Raw genomic sequence first — 15,701 nt, 5'->3', positions numbered from 1 at the left:
AATCAGGCATAGTATGGTCCCTGCCGAACTCGCAACAAATCAGGATCGACCTATGCCCGCTTTCAAGACCATCGATGACCTCAACGACATTGCCGGAAAGCGCGTTCTCGTCCGCGTTGATCTCAACGTGCCGGTCGCGGATGGCAAAGTTACGGACAAGACCCGTATCGAGCGGGTCGCGCCGACCATTCTGGAACTTTCCAAGAAGGGCGCAAAGGTTATTCTGTTTGCCCATTTTGGCCGTCCGAAGGGCGAACCCGTGGCTGACATGTCGCTTTCCCAGATCGTACCGGCAGTTGAGGAAGTGCTGGACCATGCCGTCTCCTTCGCGTCCGACTGCATCGGCGCGCCGGCGGCGGAAGCCGTTGCGAAACTGAATGACGGCGATATCCTGCTTCTGGAAAACACGCGCTTCCACAAGGGCGAAGAAAAGAACGATCCCACCTTCGTCGAGGCTCTGGCGGCCAATGGCGATATCTATGTCAATGACGCCTTCTCCGCCGCGCATCGCGCCCACGCCTCCACCGAAGGCCTCGCCCGCCACCTGCCCGCCTATGCCGGCCGCACCATGCAGGCAGAGCTTGAGGCTCTGGAAAAGGGCCTCGGCCAGCCGGTGCGTCCCGTCGTCGCCATCGTCGGCGGCGCGAAGGTTTCAAGCAAAATCGATCTTCTGATGAACCTCGTCAAGAAGGTCGATGCCCTCGTCATCGGCGGCGGCATGGCCAACACCTTCCTCGCCGCCCGTGGCGCCCAGGTTGGAAAATCGCTCTGCGAGCACGATCTGGCCGAAACCGCAAAGCAGATCATGATCGAGGCCGCGACTTCCGGCTGTGCCATCGTGCTGCCGGAAGACGGCGTCGTTGCCCGCGAATTCAAGGCCGGTGCGGCCAGTGAAACGGTCGACATCAATGCCATTCCCGCTGACGCCATGGTGCTCGATGTCGGCCCGAAGTCGGTTGAAAGCATCAAGGCCTGGATTTCACGCGCGGAAACGCTGGTCTGGAACGGGCCGCTCGGCGCCTTCGAAATAGAACCCTTCGATGCAGCCACCGTGGCTGCCGCAAAACATGCCGCCGAATGCACGAAGGCCGGCAAGCTCGTCTCCGTCGCAGGCGGCGGCGACACCGTGGCCGCGCTCAACCATGCCGGCGTTTCCGAGGATTTCTCCTATGTTTCGACCGCCGGCGGCGCCTTCCTTGAATGGATGGAAGGCAAGGAACTGCCGGGCGTTGCCATCCTGACCGCCGCCAAGTAAACTTATCTCACTTGCCTGACACGAGGCCGGACAAGCGATGCTTGTCCGGCCTCGTTTTTTGGTAAGTGCACGCGGGAGGAAAAGTTTCAAACGATTGAAATCATTTCAATCGTTTCAATGAGTTAGCGTGCCATTTCCCTGCCCTGGAACTTCTGTTATCGGAAATTTATTGTGCCTTGGGAGAATAGCAAATGACCGAACGTCTCGAAGACATCGCAATCAAAATGGTCGCCGACGGCAAGGGCCTGCTCGCCGCCGACGAATCCACGGGAACGATCAAAAAGCGTTTCGACAGCATCAATCTGGAGTCCACCGAGACCGCCCGCCGCGACTATCGCGAGATGCTGTTCCGTTCCGACGACGCCATGAAGAAATATATCTCCGGCGTCATTCTCTATGAAGAGACCCTGTTCCAGAAGGCTGCCGACGGCACACCTTTCGTTGATATCATCAAGGCGGCTGGCAGCCTGCCGGGGATCAAGGTGGATATCGGCGCCAAGCCGATGGCCTTCCACCCGCATGAATTCATTACCGAAGGCCTCGACGGTCTTTATGAGCGCCTGCGCAAGTACCATGAAGCCGGTGCGCGCTTCGCCAAGTGGCGTGGCGTCATCACCATCGGTGAACAGCGCCCGAGCTGGGGTTCGATCAAGGCAAACTCCCAGTCGCTCGCCCGTTATGCCGCTCTCTGCCAGCAGGCGGATATCGTGCCGATCGTTGAGCCTGAAGTCCTGATGGACGGCGAGCCGGGCACGCACGACATCGACCGCTGCGCGGAAGTCACGCAATGGGTTCTGCAGACCGTCTTCGCGGACCTCTTCGACGCCCGCGTGAACCTCGAAGGCATGATCCTCAAGCCGAACATGATCATCGACGGCAAGAAGGCCCGCAAGGCTTCCGTCGAGGAAGTGGCGGAAAAGACCGTGAAGGTCCTGAAGGCGACCGTACCTTCCGCCGTTCCGGGCATTGCCTTCCTTTCCGGCGGCCAGTCCTCCGAAGAGGCAACGGCGCATCTCTCCGCCATGAATTCCGGTTATGACCTGCCCTGGTCTCTCACCTACTCCTACGGCCGCGCGCTTCAGGATACGGCCCTCAAGACCTGGGGCGGCAAGCAGGAGAATGTCGCTGCCGGCCAGCGCGCCTTCACGCACCGCGCCGCCATGAACAGCCTGGCGGCCAAGGGCAACTGGAAGCAGGAACTCGAAAAGGCAGCCTGAGGCTTCGCTCCAGAGCTTTAGTGAATGAAAGCCGCCTCCCGGGGCGGCTTTTTCTTATGGGCGCAGAAGCAGCGTTACCGACCAGATGACAAAGGCGGCAACCGCTATCTTCCAGCAATCGCCCCGTTTCTTCAGCCCCGGCAGGCCGAGCGGCCGGATAATCTGGACGGCCATGGCCAGCAGTAAAAAAAGGCCGATCGCCTTCGTCATTTATTGAGCCTTTTCTTTATTTCTGCATCGTCACAGGCTGGACATTTTTACCGTTCACCAGAAGAGTGCAACTCATTCGGGTAACTCCCGTTGTATGACCTGTCCGACCGTCCGTCCGAACGCATGAGAGTGTTGTCATGAGCAGAAATCTTCTACCCGTATTCGCTCTTTTATCCAGCACTCTGTTTCTCTTTCTCGGCAACGGTCTTCAGGGCCTCGTGCTGCCAGTGCGTGGCTCGGCAGAGGGTTACTCCAACGAGATACTTGGTTTCCTCGGAACCTCCTGGGCTGCGGGCTTCGTTGTTGGTTGTTTTGTCGCGCCGGCCATCGTGCGCCGTGCTGGCCATGTGCGGGCTTTTGCGTCTTTCGTCGCATTGGTATGCCTGACCGTGCTCATGACCGGTCTCATCGTTGATGACGTCTGGTGGATTACGCTGCGTGCGCTTACCGGCTTCTGCACCGCCGGCACCTCAATGATCATCGAAAGCTGGCTGAACGAGCGTGCCACGAACGAAAGCCGCGGCATGATCTTTTCGCTCTATATCGCCATCACGCTTCTGGGCGTCGTGGCGGGACAGATGATCGTGCCGATGGGAGATATCAGCAATACCTCGCTGTTCATGATCTGCGGCATCATTTATTGCATCGCCATTCTGCCGGCAACGCTTTCAAAGGCGGCCAGTCCACAGCCTTTGCAGAAGGTGAAACTGGATTTGCCGGCGCTCTATCGAAACTCCCCGGTCTCCTTCGTCGGCATTCTGATGATCGGCATCGCCAACGGTGCGTACGGCACGCTCGGCGCCGTCTTCGGTGCCCGGGCAGGCCTGGATCCGACCATGATCGCCATCATGGTGTCCGTCACGATTTTCGTCGGCGCATTGGCGCAGTTCCCGGCGGGTCGCCTTTCGGACAGGATAGACCGTCGTTACGTGCTGGCCGGCCTCGCGGGGCTTGGCGCCGTCGCGGGACTTGCGGTCGCAGCCGTGCAGCCGCATCACGTCTACGTTCTGATTCCGATGATCGCCGTTTACGGTGCAGCCGCCAATGCGCTCTATCCCATCGCCGTGGCGCACGCCAACGACTTTGCGGCGTCCGAGGATTTCGTCAAGGTTTCAGGCGGGTTGCTGTTGCTTTACGGCGTCGGCACCATTATCGGACCGACGCTCGGCGGCGCTGTCATGACCTATTCCGGGCCCTATGCGCTGTTTCTGGTCACAGCCGTCGCCCATATTTTGATTACTGCCTATGCCATTATCAGAAGCCGCAGGCGCGCCGCGCTTTCAACCGACGAGAAGGATAATTTCTCGACGATGATGCCGACGACGCCTTCGCCGCTGGTGACACCGGAGAGTATTGCGCTTGACCCGCGCGCGCCGCAATATCCCGGCGAGGATGGGGACTACGTGGAAAAAGGAGCAGGCATATGAGCCTCTTTGACGACGACCGCCCGCAAAAACCCGCTGCACACCAGATTGGCAGCGATCTCAGCCTCCTCTCCGTGGACGAACTGGACAGCCGGATCGAGCTTCTCCAGGCCGAAATCACCCGACTCGAAGAGGAAAGAAAGCGGAAATCCGCGGGAAGACAGGCGGCGGAGAATCTTTTCCGATCCTGATGCGCGGTGACCAATAAACCCGGCCCGCACGTGCCTAACGGCAGACTCGGTTCAACGCGCGTTCCAAAATAAGAGGTTTTGGGTCAGTCTTTCGTTTACCATTAACCAAAAATTAAGCTTTCTGAGAGATTACTATACATGTCCAGTTCTTCTGGATTTCAGGCATCTTCTCCGTTCGGCGAATTGGTCTGATTTTTCTCCCTGTTTTACCTTGAGAGCCGCTTTCGCGGCTCTTTTTTTGCCGCCGCCGGCTTCGGTAAAACTGTGGGTATTAACCCTTCTTTAATAATTGCCTTGCGCATTTCAGGTAAAGATACCATCCTGAAAACACTAAAGGCCGGAACAAAATATCCGGATCGTCGTTGCCTGACAGTGTGGTGCGTGAGCAGGGATTTAAAGAAATGTCGGAACAGGTTTTAAATACCATAAGCTTTGCGGGGCGCGCGGCTGCTTCCAACCAGTTCAAGACCCTCTATACCGAAGGCATGACCCTGGTGGAGGAAACTGCGAGCTATCTCGACGGCGCCGGCCGCGCTGCCTCAAAAGTTCTGCCGCGCATGGCCTCAGTGCTTTATGCCGCGGAATCGATGCGCCTCACGACTCGCCTGATGCAGATGGCCTCCTGGCTGCTGCTCCAGCGCGCCGTCAACAACGGTGAAATGACCCGAGATCAGGTTTTGAGCGAGAAGAATAAGGTTCGCCTCGACAGCTTTAACGTCGACCGCAACGCGCCCGGCTGGAACGACCTGCCGGAGTCCTTCCGCGATCTTATCGAGCGCTCGCTGCGTCTCCAGAACCGCATCGCCCTGCTCGACCGCGAAATCTATCGCCCCTCCGAAGCCGCGAAGGTGCCGGACAATGAGAACAGCGTTCAGGCGCAGCTCAACCTTCTGCGCACGGCTTTCTCGATCAACTGAGAAAACACCACATTGAGTGGACAATTTGAAAGCAGGCTCACCGGCCTGCTTTTTTTGTTTCAGCGGTCATGCGGGTAGATGCCGACGCCAAAACAGCGCAACAAAAAAGCCCGGTCAAACCGGGCTTTTTTAACAATCCGTCCGCAAGGGAATCAGAGGCCGAGGCCACCGAAACGCTTGTTGAACTTGGAAACGCGACCACCGCGGTCCATAAGCTGCTGGTTGCCGCCCGTCCATGCCGGATGGGACTTGGGGTCGATTTCAAGGTTCATGACGGCGCCTTCCGAACCCCAGGTAGAGCGGGTTTCGTATTCGGTGCCATCGGTCATGACCACCTTGATCGTGTGATAATCGGGATGGATATCAGCCTTCATGACAATCTTCCTGGTTAAGTGACGTGCGGTCCATTTGCCGCAATTGCGTCAACTGAGCCAATTCAATAAATGAAGCCATAGTCCAGATGGGCTATGGCTTCCCAATTCGATGCGGAGCCTATACATGAAGGTCGCCGAGATAACAAGAGCCTGCTATCCCCTTGTGAAAGGAGATGGCTGCCGGGCAGGAATTTTACCGCAGACCGGAAATTCGCCCGCAAAAGGCCGAAAAATGGCGAAGAACGAGGAGCATAGAGGACGTGGCAGACATCGAACAGCATAAAGCGGTGAAACAGAGAAGCCTGAAACCGCTCCTTGGCCTGTTTCCTTATCTCAGGCGTTATCGTGGCTTGATGGCTGCGGCTCTTTTTGCACTTGTTCTGTCTTCCGCCACGACTCTCGCCTTGCCGCTCGCCGTTCGCCGCATCATCGATCACGGTTTTCAGACGCCTGATGGCGGTATGATCAACAGCTACTTCGCCATGCTTTTGGCCATTGCGGTTGTTCTCGCGCTCGCCAGCGCCATGCGTTATTATTACGTCATGACGATCGGCGAGAGGGTCGTTGCCGATCTGCGCCGCGATGTGTTCGCCCATCTCACCACGCTGTCACAGCAATTCTTCGATGCCAACCGCTCAGGCGAGCTCACCTCGCGACTGACGGCCGACACGGTGCAGATCCGCTCCGCATTCGGCTCATCTGCGTCGGTGGCGTTGCGCAACATCATCATGTGCTGCGGCGCCGTGGCGATGATGATCTATACCAGCCCCGGTCTTTCCGGACTCGCGCTGCTGGCCATTCCCTTTATCGTTTTTCCCCTGATTGCCTTCGGGCGCTCGGTCCGCGCCCGCTCCCGTACGACACAAGACACATTGGCCAATTCCGCCGCTTATGCTTCCGAGACGATTGCGGCGAGCCGCACCGTACAGTCCTTCAATGCCGAGACGCTGGCGAATGCCCGTTATGGCGCTTCGGTGGAAGCGGCCTATCAGGGCGCACGCGCCGCCATCGGCGCACGCTCCATCCTCACCGCCGTCGCCATCACGCTCGTCTTCGGCAGCGTTGTCGGCATTCTCTGGTATGGGGCGCAAAGCGTCCTGTCCGGTAGCATGACCGCGGGAACGCTCGGTCAGTTCGTGCTTTATTCGGTCATCGCGGCCAGCGGCCTTGGCCAGCTATCGGAAGTCTGGGGAGAACTGGCGCAGGCCGGCGGCGCGGCAGAACGGCTGTCCGAACTGCTGGACGAGCGCTCGCCGGTTCTCGATCCCGTCGCGCCCGTCACTCTGCCCCAGCCGCCGCGTGGCGAAGCCGCATTCGAGAATGTCGATTTTGTCTACCCGCTCGCGGCAGGACGGCCGATCGTCTCCGGCCTCTCCTTCAAAGTCAGTGCCGGCGAAACCGTCGCAATCGTCGGACCCTCCGGTGCGGGCAAGAGCACGGTCTTTTCGCTGCTGATGCGCTTTTACGATCCGCAGCAGGGCCGTATCACCATTGACGGCGCTGATATCCGCGACGTCAAGCTCGCCGATCTGCGGGCGCGTCTATCCATCGTCCCGCAGGATGTGGCGATATTCGCCTCCTCCATCCATGACAATATCGCCTTTGGACGGCCTGACGCGACACGGGAAGAAGTGCGCGCCGCAGCCATCGCCGCGCAGGCCGACAGCTTCATCGAACGCCTTACCGACGGATATGACACCCAGGTGGGAGAGCGCGGCGTGACGCTTTCCGGCGGGCAGCGCCAGCGCATCGCCATTGCCCGCGCCATCCTGCGCAACGCACCTATCCTGCTTTTGGACGAGGCCACGTCGGCGCTCGACGCGGAAAGCGAGACACTGGTACAGAAGGCTCTCGATGAGCTCATGAGCAGCCGCACCACCATTGTCATCGCCCACCGCCTTGCCACCGTTCTCAAAGCCGACCGCATTCTGGTGATGGATGAAGGCCGCATCATCGAGGAAGGCACGCATCAGAGTCTCATTCGCCAGAACGGTCTCTATGCCCGGCTCGCCCGTCTGCAATTCCAGACCGGGCCCGAAGAACTGCGCGCACAGGCTTGAGTTACGTCAGCACACTGCGCCCCGCAACGCGCCCGGAAAACAGGCATCCTCCGAGGAAAGTGCCTTCAAGCGCGTTATATCCATGCATGCCGCCACCGCCGAAACCAGCCACCTCGCCAGCGGCATAAAGCCCCGGCACCGGCTCACCGCCGGCGTCCAGCACCCTCGTCTCAAGGTCGGTGTGCAGGCCGCCCAGGGTCTTGCGCGTCAGCACATGCAGACGCACGGCAATCAAAGGCCCCATGGCAGGATCGAGCAGGCGATGCGGTTTCGCCGTTCGCATCAGCCGGTCACCGAGGTAACGGCGCGCACCGTGGATCGCCGTTACCTGCGTATCCTTGCTAAAGCCGTTTTCAATCTCACGGTCGCGCGCTTCGATCTGCCGGCGGATGTGGTTGGTGTTCAGACGATCATTTCCGGCGATGGCGTTCATCGCAGGCACCAATTCTTCCAGCGTATCACGAACGGCGAAATCCTCGCCCCGTTCCATGAAAGCCCGCACGGGTCCAGGCGGCTCCTTTCCCAACCTTTTCAGCAACAGGCGCATGTTCTTGCCCGTCAAATCAGGATTCTGCTCCGAACCTGAAAGCGCGAACTCCTTCTTGATGATCGCTTTGGTCAGAATGAACCAGCTGTAACCGCTGCCACGTTCACCCAGCATCTTCAGTGTGCCAAGCGTATCAAAGCCAGGCATGGCCGGCGCATGAAGCCGGTCACCATTCGCATCGCACCAGAAGGACGAAGGACCGGGCAGAATGCGGATGCCGTGACCTGGCCAGATCGGGTCGTGGTTTTTGACACCCTCGGTGTAATGCCACATGCGGTCACGGTTGATGACCCCGCCACCCGCCGCCTCGGTGATGGCGATCATGCGGCCGTCCACATGCGCCGGCACACCGCAAACCATGTTTTGCGGCGGCTGGCCCAGTCGTTCCACGGGCCAGTTGCGCCGTACCAGCTCCTGATTTCCGCCGATGCCGCCGGAACTGACAATGACCGCAGCAGCGGAAAGACTGAATTCGCCCTGCTCTTCCCGGCTGCTCTCCTCTCCGCGTTGCACCGGATCGCTTGCAAGAACCGCGCCGGAAACGCCGGTCACCCGGCCATCGGCGATATCCAGCCGATCAACCCGGTGGCGGAAGCGGAAGGATAGCCGCCCATCCGCCGCGATCAGCTTTGCCTTTTTAACGAAGGGAGCAAGCACCCCGGGGCCTGTGCCCCAGGTGACATGGAAGCGTGGAACAGAATTGCCATGGCCATCGGCCAAACCGCCGCCACGCTCGGCCCAGCCGACAACGGGAAACCAGCGCATACCCATGCGGTGCAGCCATTCCCGCTTCTCACCGGCAGCAAAATCGAGATAGGCCTCCGCCCAGCGACGCGGCCAGTGATCTTCCGGGCGATCAAAACCGGCCGAACCGAACCAGTCCTGCCTCGCAAGGTCGAGACTGTCTCGCACGCGCATCCGACGTTGTTCTGGGCTATCGATGAAAAACAGGCCGCCAAGCGACCAGAAGGCCTGTCCGCCCAGGTTCTGCTCACCCTCCTGATCAACCACGCAGACGCTGAGACCTCGCGCGGCAGCCTCCGTTGCCGCAACCAGCCCGGCAAGCCCCGCCCCGACAACGATCACATCATAGCGTTCCATCAGCCCCTCCCAGATATGACGGAATTACTTTTACGCGAACGTAAGTTTACTTTCGTCGGAAGGCAACCACCCAGATGCGGTCCGCGATTTCAGCGCTCGGTCAGCTTGAGTTCGATACGGCGGTTCTGCTGCCGTGCCTCCGGTGAGTCACCTTCTGCAATCGGCTGATATTCTCCAAAGCCGGCAGCGACCAGACGGTTTGCCGGCACGCCCTTGGAGATCAGGAACTTCACAACCGAAGTGGCACGGGCCGAGGAGAGTTCCCAATTGTCGCGGTAGCGGCCGGAGCCGGACAGCTGGACATTATCCGTATGGCCATCGACGCGCAGGACCCAGTTGATCTCCGCCGGGATTTCCTTTGCGAGATCAAGCAGCGCGGTTGCGAGCTTCGCCATTTCCGCTTGCCCTTCCGGATTGAGTTCATTGCCGCCGGAAGGGAAGAGCACTTCGGATTGGAAGACAAATCGGTCGCCGACGATGCGGATGTTTTCACGATCGGACAGAATTTCGCGCAACCGCCCGAAGAAGTCGGACCGATAGCGGTTCAGTTCCTGCACCCGCTGCGCCAGCGCGACATTGAGGCGGCGGCCGAGATCGGCGATCTTGACCTGAGAAGAGGCATCCTTGGCTTCCGAAGCCTGCAGCGCGGCTTCGACCGAGGCAATCTGCGCCCTCAGCGCCGCAATCTGCTGGTTGAGCAACTCGATCTGCGCGGAGGCGCGGGAATTGGCCTGCCGCTGCTCGTCCAGTTCACCGGTGAGACTGCCGATACGGGCGTTGGCGCTGGCATTGTTGCCGGAGCCAGCGTCGAGCAGTGCCTGCAGCCGCGACCGTTCATTCTCAGACGCGGCAAGAGTGGATTGCAGGCTCGCCAAGGCGTCCTCCACATCCTGCTTGTTGCCCTTTTCCATGGCCAGAAGTTCGGTCAATTCGGCAATCTGGCTGTTGAGACGCGTCAGCACCTCGTCCTTGCCGGTAATCTCACGCGACAGCACGAATTGCGCGAGCACGAAGACCGTCAGCAAAAACATGATGGCCATCAGCAGCGTCGACAGCGCATCGACGAAGCCCGGCCAATAATCCACACCCCTGTCGCGGCGGCGGTTGCGCGCAAGCGCCATGGCTATTCGCTCCCGTTATCGTGCCGGGTGCGTCCGGAAGACTTCGTATCGCTGTCAATCCGCGCCGAAAGCCGGTCGAGCGTGCGGCGGAGCGATTTGGATTCCTCCTGTTGCGCCTCGATCCAGTCGCGCAACATCTGCTGTTCGCTGCGCATGTTCTTGACCAGACCCTGAATGCCTTCGGCAAGACTGGTCATGGCCGCGAGCGAACGCTCGGTGCTCACCACGGCCCCTGCGTCGCCCCGGGACTCCCTTGGGGCGTCCGTCGTATCCGTCACCGAGGAAAGCCAGTTTTCGAGTTGGGTGTAGAAACGGTTCTGGGCGCGGCCGGCCTGAAGATCGAGAAAACCGAGAATAAGCGAACCGGAAAGACCGAGCAGTGACGAGGAAAAGGCCGTTCCCATACCCGCCAGCGGCGCGGTGAGACCGGCCTTAAGCGAACCGAGAATATCATTGCTGTCACCGGCGCTTGGGTCGAGAGACTGGATGACGTTGCTGATGGCGCCAATGGTGCCGATAAGGCCCCAGAAGGTGCCGAGCAGGCCGAGAAATACCAGCAAGCCGACGAGATAACGCGAAGTATCACGCGTCTCGTCGAGGCGCGTTGCGATGGAATCGAGGATCGTGCGTTGCGTAACGGCAGAAAGGCGGACTTCACCACGCTTGCCGATCAGCGTGCTCATCGGCGCAAGCAGTTTGGGCGCGCGACCGACCTTTTCGACGCTGCCGGCGGCACGAAAGGCGTTGAACCAGCGGACTTCCGCACGCAGGCTCATCGTCTGCGTAAACACCAGAATGATGCCGATGGCGAGCACACCGAGAATGAAGCCGTTGAGCCCCGGATTGGTCATGAAGGCGGTGTGCGCCTGCCGATAGAGAATCGCTGCCAGAAAACCGACGAGGATCAGAAACAGAACCATCGTCCAGAGAAACGGTGTGGGGCTGGACAGCTTGTGGCTGTATTCCCGCGTGGTCACCGGTTTCTCGACGCCAAGATCGAGCAGCTCCGAATCCGCCATAACGTTCGCATTCCCTTTGGTCAGCTATCCAGCGGAAGCTATTTGAAAATTGCGACGATTTGAAGCGAAAAGCCGGTCTTTCGTCACAGGCTTTTCACGAAAGAAGGCATGGAGCCGGGCGAGGGAAAACAAAAATGCCCGGCGAACATTCGCCGGGCATCGAAAACTTGTAAAAAACGGCAGGTTTTTTGCTAAAACCAATCAGCGGCCCGGAATAGGACGGTTGGCCACCTCAACGAGCGCCTTGTGGATATATTCGTTGCCTGCAGCAACGGAACTGCTGCCGAAGATATCGGTGCCGCCCTTGATGTCGGAGGCGAAACCACCGGCTTCCCGAATCAGCACGAGGCCGGCCGCCATGTCCCACGGCGAAAGATCGGCTTCCCAGTAACCGTCGAGACGGCCAGCGGCAACGTAGGCGAGATCGAGCGACGCCGCACCCATGCGACGGATGCCTGCAGCCTCCCCCATGACGTGACGAAGCTCGACCAGGAACTTGCCGTGGTTGCCGCGGCCGAGATGCGGCACGCCGCAGCCGATGACGCAATCCGTCAGCGCCTTGCGCGCGGCAACGCGGATGCGGCGATCGTTGAGGAACGCGCCGCCGCCACGCTCGGCGGTGTAGAGTTCGTCGGTGGCAGGATTGAAGATCACACCGGCGACGACTTCGCCGTTACGCTCAAGCGCGATGGAAACCGCAAAATGCGGAATGCCGTGCAGGAAGTTGGTTGTGCCATCGAGCGGATCGACGATCCAGCGATGTGCACCATCGGTTCCCTTTTCCTCGCCGCCTTCCTCACCAAGGAAATCATAGGTCGGGCGCGCCTTCATCAGCTCCTCGCGCACGATCTTCTCGGCCTTCAGATCCGCCTGCGAAACGAAGTCGCTCGGTCCCTTGACCGAGACCTGCAGGTTCTGCACTTCACCGAAGTCACGCGACAAAGACTTACCCGCCTTGATGGCGGCCTGAACCATGACATTGAGAAGGGCTGAACGGGCCATCGATGTTTTTTCCTGGAAAGCTTGCGAACCGCCCGGAAGCTCACCGGGCAGGCACGTCATTATTTTCTTGAATTGAAAGTTTGCGGTTCAAGACCACAAAACGCGCGGAAATTCAAGGTAAAAAGCCCATGGGTCAACCGCGGCCAGGGAACGCAACCCTTCCATCAGGTCGGACGGAAACGATTTGCGGCCTCGATCGCCTTCTTCTGCTGCTCGTCATTGATGCCGAGATAGAAGTCCTCGAGAGACGGATCCTTCAATCCGGCGCGGCGGGAAAGCACGTACCATTTGGCTGCCTCAACCGGATCAGGCCGGGTACCGAGTGCCTGAATATAGAGATGCGCAACCTTGTTCTGCGCCACGACATTACCGCGCTGTGCTGCGCCATAGAGCCAGCGGAAGCCTTCGTCGAGATTACGCTCGCCACCAAATCCGTTGACCAGCCAGATACCGAGATCGACCTGTGCAGTGTCATAGCCGGCCTTTGCGGCGCGCATCAACCAGTCGCGCGCCTTTGCCTTTTTCTCGGCAGGCACATCCTTCACGGACCAGTAAATTTGCGATACCGCATATTGCGCATCGGCAATGCCCTGTTCGGCGGATTTTTCATAGAAGGGCAAAGCCATCAGCAGACCCTTGGCGCCCGGATTTTCCGAAACCAATATCTGGCCCCAGTTGAACTGGGCAGAGGCGTTGCCGGCTTCCGCTGCACGACGCATGAAATCATCGGCCTTCGCCTTGTCACGCGTAACGAATTTTCCTTCCATCAGGATAAGGGCAAATTTGAACATGGCGACGGGATCGCCGCCCTGTGCGGCCTGCTGATACCAGAACGCGGCTGTTTTCTCGTCACGCGCAATGCCAAGTCCGCGCGACATCATTTCCGCCACCAGCGTCTGGGCGGGTGCGTCACCGTTCTGCGCGCGGTTCAGCGCCTTATCAAGCGCCTGCACATATTCGCCGCGCTGGAAATGGCCATAGGCCTCATCCACCCGGCCCTTGAATTCCTTCTCAGGCGGCAGTGCCGGCAGATCCGCACCCATGCGCTGATAGACGTTCACGCCGGCTGAGGGCTGCAAGTCCTTCTGCTCTTCAGATTGCACCCTGCCCTGACGGGTCGGCTGAGCCTCATTTTCCAGCTGTCGGGAAAGCGCATTGTTTTCACTCTGCGGCCCGGATTGAGCAAGAGCGACGCCCGCCGGCGCGGCGAAAGCAAACGCCAGCAGTGAAACAGAGAGGCAGAAATGAAGCGAGCGCATGATCATCGCCTGTATCAACCGTCAAACCGTGGCGCTTTTTCGTCAAGCAAAGCGTTGATTTCAGAAACGGCCTGGGCGGCGCCACCGACATTATCGAAAACGCCGCTGCGCATAGCCACGAACTCCACGCCCGTCTCCGCCACGGCAACCACGGACGAGAGGTCCGTGCCGCCCATGACGATGGCGGGGATTTCGATCATCGACGCCCACCACTCACCGAGCGCCAGGTTCTTGGGATGCGCCTCGGGCTTGATGTCGCCTTCGAGCTTCCCGAAAAACACGTAATCCGGATTGGCCTCGCCCTGCTCCAGCGCCTTGTGGCGGTCATCGGCATTTCCGCCGCCGACGATCAGTTTCGGGGTGAATTTTTCCACAGCCTCCGAAAGCGCCTCGGCGTTACCGACCACATGCAGCCCGTCTGCCTTCACCCGGCCGGCAACACGGCTGTCACCGGCAATGAGCGCTGCGGCGCCCGACGCCTGCACGAGGGGTACGATCAGTTCGGCGCGTTTCTGGAAAGCGGCGTCATCCAGACCATATTGCGGAATGATGACCGAAGCGACATCGCCTCCCCGCAGCGCGGCTTCCACATCTGCCGCCTGCTTTTGCGCATCGTCCGATTGCGGGACGATCAGGACAAGGCGGCAACGGTCTTCAACAATGCTCATCGTTTCGTCCATTTCAAGCAGACGACGCTTCCGACGCGATCTGCACTCGTTTTCATATGACAAATCCGATAAACCGGACCGGCGAAAGGATCAACCATACATCCATGCTGACCGATTTTCATTTTTATCTCGTCGCCATTCCCGCAGTGGTTCTCGTCGGCCTTTCCAAAGGGGGACTGGGCGGCGCGCTGGCGCTGATGGGCGTGCCACTGATGGCGCTTGCCGTATCGCCCGTGCAGGCGGCGGCGATATTCCTGCCGATCCTGATCGTCATGGATATTGTCGCGCTCTTCGCCTGGCGGCACTACAACCATCGCCAGACGCTCCTTGTCATGCTGCCGGGGGCTATCGCCGGCATTGCGCTCGGCTGGGCAACTTCGAGCATGATCTCCGCAGATGCCATGCGTCTCGTCGTCGCCTCGGTCACGATCCTGTTCGTGTTGCGTTACTTTTATGAGAGTTTCAAAAGCCGCAATGGTCAGGAAATTCCGGCAGAACCGCAAAGGCCGGCCGCCGCCACGCTCTGGTCCAGCCTGTCCGGTTATGCGAGTTTCGTGGCCCATGCGGGTGGACCGCCCTTCCAGATCTACGTTCTGCCGCTGAAACTCGACCCGAAGACCTATACCGGCATGAGCGTGCGCTTCTTCGCCATCATGAATGCGATCAAGCTCATACCCTATTTCGCACTTGGCGCGCTCGACGCCACCAACCTCAAGACATCGGCAAGTCTGCTGCCCGTCGCGATGCTGGCGACGCTGGCCGGTGCAAGAGTGGTGAAATACCTTAAACCATCCGTGTTTTACCCGCTGATGTATGCCATGGCGTTGATTGCGGCACTGAAACTGCTGTGGGACGGACTGCCGTTCTAATACGGCAATAAAAAAGCTCTGGCAGCAGGTTTTCGCCGCCAGAGCTCGAAAGGTCAGACCGCCGACCCCTCATTCATCGAGGGCCAGCGATCTGCCATAAATCAGTGTCTTGTGGAGGCTTTGAGCCTCTGGAGTTCATCCTTCAGGCGCAGTTTACGACGTTTAAGGTCCGCGATCTCTCTATCGTCAGACGACGGGGAAGCAAGAATACTTTCGAGCTCCTCCTCCAGAGCACCGTGTTTCTTTTCGAGCGATGCAATATGAGCCTGAATGGTCATGCGGCACGTCCTTCCTTTTTGAACCTACCTCCAGCTCTCCATCGCTGGAGTTTCAGGTTTGCGACGACAATGTGACACGGATCGGTCGGCTTGTCGAAGGCGAAATGAAGGCAATAAGTGGGCAATTTGGTCGCAACGGATAACTTCCCGTTACCGCGATTTGATGATAGAGGCTCGTGAACGATCACA

16 protein-coding genes are annotated in these 15,701 nt (G+C 59.3%); 7 read left to right on the top strand and 9 right to left on the bottom strand.

The genetic code is table 11. The features are described from left to right. The first annotated feature begins 52 nt into the window (after positions 1-52). Together EGT36_RS22755 and EGT36_RS22750 are read left to right on the top strand one after the other, a co-directional pair. Positions 53-1,255 (top strand): phosphoglycerate kinase, encoded by a 1,203-nt coding sequence (locus EGT36_RS22755; RefSeq protein ID WP_037091973.1) that lies wholly within the window; start codon positions 53-55, stop codon positions 1,253-1,255. A 191-nt stretch (positions 1,256-1,446) separates the two neighbouring features. Further along, a complete protein-coding gene (locus EGT36_RS22750; protein ID WP_004445772.1) occupies positions 1,447-2,472 on the top strand; it encodes a class I fructose-bisphosphate aldolase in 1,026 nt (341 codons plus the stop codon). Positions 2,473-2,526: 54 nt separating this feature from the next. Here the strand turns inward: EGT36_RS22750 and EGT36_RS30620 are convergent, their stop codons facing one another. Beyond that, positions 2,527-2,682, bottom strand: coding sequence for a hypothetical protein (locus EGT36_RS30620; RefSeq protein ID WP_004445774.1), 156 nt, complete (start codon positions 2,680-2,682; stop codon positions 2,527-2,529). A gap of 137 nt (positions 2,683-2,819) precedes the next feature. On the opposite strand from EGT36_RS30620, the gene EGT36_RS22745 reads away from it, so the two are divergent. The 3 genes from EGT36_RS22745 (at position 2,820) to rcdA (ending at position 5,214) form a co-directional block, all read left to right on the top strand. After that, positions 2,820-4,109, top strand: coding sequence for an MFS transporter (locus tag EGT36_RS22745; protein WP_004445776.1), 1,290 nt, complete (start codon positions 2,820-2,822; stop codon positions 4,107-4,109). After that, positions 4,106-4,297 (top strand): DUF1192 domain-containing protein, encoded by a 192-nt coding sequence (locus EGT36_RS22740; protein ID WP_004445779.1) that lies wholly within the window; start codon positions 4,106-4,108, stop codon positions 4,295-4,297. Before EGT36_RS22745 ends, EGT36_RS22740 begins: the two co-directional genes overlap by 4 nt. A 401-nt stretch (positions 4,298-4,698) precedes the next feature. Continuing rightward, complete coding sequence (gene rcdA, locus EGT36_RS22735; RefSeq protein WP_003506184.1) at positions 4,699-5,214, top strand: protease adaptor protein RcdA; 516 nt, start codon at positions 4,699-4,701, stop codon at positions 5,212-5,214. Positions 5,215-5,366: 152 nt separating this feature from the next. Here rcdA and rpmE read toward each other — a convergent pair whose 3' ends face one another. Further along, a complete protein-coding gene (gene rpmE / locus EGT36_RS22730; protein WP_003497640.1) occupies positions 5,367-5,588 on the bottom strand; it encodes a 50S ribosomal protein L31 in 222 nt (73 codons plus the stop codon). A gap of 260 nt (positions 5,589-5,848) precedes the next feature. On the opposite strand from rpmE, the gene EGT36_RS22725 reads away from it, so the two are divergent. After that, positions 5,849-7,648, top strand: coding sequence for an ABC transporter transmembrane domain-containing protein (locus tag EGT36_RS22725; protein ID WP_037092114.1), 1,800 nt, complete (start codon positions 5,849-5,851; stop codon positions 7,646-7,648). Between the two features lies 1 nt (position 7,649). On the opposite strand, the gene EGT36_RS22720 is transcribed toward EGT36_RS22725, so the two are convergent. The 6 genes from EGT36_RS22720 to EGT36_RS22695 all read right to left on the bottom strand — a co-directional run bounded on the left by EGT36_RS22720 (position 7,650) and on the right by EGT36_RS22695 (position 14,365). Further along, the gene (locus EGT36_RS22720; protein ID WP_037091976.1) at positions 7,650-9,296 is read right to left on the bottom strand and encodes an FAD-binding dehydrogenase; all 1,647 of its coding nucleotides are present in this window, start codon (positions 9,294-9,296) and stop codon (positions 7,650-7,652) included. A gap of 89 nt (positions 9,297-9,385) precedes the next feature. Beyond that, on the bottom strand, positions 9,386-10,417 hold the full coding sequence (locus tag EGT36_RS22715) for a peptidoglycan -binding protein (RefSeq protein ID WP_004445789.1): 1,032 nt from the start codon (positions 10,415-10,417) through the stop codon (positions 9,386-9,388). A 2-nt stretch (positions 10,418-10,419) separates the two neighbouring features. Next, a complete protein-coding gene (locus tag EGT36_RS22710) occupies positions 10,420-11,436 on the bottom strand; it encodes a hypothetical protein (protein WP_037091978.1) in 1,017 nt (338 codons plus the stop codon). Between the two features lie 201 nt (positions 11,437-11,637). Beyond that, positions 11,638-12,438, bottom strand: a complete 801-nt coding sequence (locus EGT36_RS22705; protein ID WP_004445792.1) for an inositol monophosphatase family protein — start codon at positions 12,436-12,438, stop codon at positions 11,638-11,640. Positions 12,439-12,602: 164 nt separating this feature from the next. After that, positions 12,603-13,703 (bottom strand): tetratricopeptide repeat protein, encoded by a 1,101-nt coding sequence (locus tag EGT36_RS22700; protein WP_022563054.1) that lies wholly within the window; start codon positions 13,701-13,703, stop codon positions 12,603-12,605. A gap of 8 nt (positions 13,704-13,711) precedes the next feature. Next, positions 13,712-14,365 (bottom strand): thiamine phosphate synthase, encoded by a 654-nt coding sequence (locus EGT36_RS22695; protein ID WP_034497636.1) that lies wholly within the window; start codon positions 14,363-14,365, stop codon positions 13,712-13,714. 104 nt (positions 14,366-14,469) lie between these two features. Here EGT36_RS22695 and EGT36_RS22690 point away from each other — a divergent pair, with 104 nt between their 5' ends. Next, positions 14,470-15,234 (top strand): sulfite exporter TauE/SafE family protein, encoded by a 765-nt coding sequence (locus tag EGT36_RS22690; protein WP_006697178.1) that lies wholly within the window; start codon positions 14,470-14,472, stop codon positions 15,232-15,234. 101 nt (positions 15,235-15,335) lie between these two features. Here EGT36_RS22690 and EGT36_RS22685 read toward each other — a convergent pair whose 3' ends face one another. After that, a complete protein-coding gene (locus EGT36_RS22685) occupies positions 15,336-15,512 on the bottom strand; it encodes a YdcH family protein (RefSeq protein ID WP_003506164.1) in 177 nt (58 codons plus the stop codon). Between the last annotated feature and the right edge of the window lie 189 nt (positions 15,513-15,701).

It is taken from the genome of Agrobacterium sp. FDAARGOS_525 (genome assembly GCF_003938925.1).
Lineage (GTDB): Bacteria > Pseudomonadota > Alphaproteobacteria > Rhizobiales > Rhizobiaceae > Agrobacterium > Agrobacterium pusense.
The sequence above is the reverse complement of the archived record's forward strand: the minus strand, read 5'-3'. Positions and strand labels throughout refer to the sequence as shown.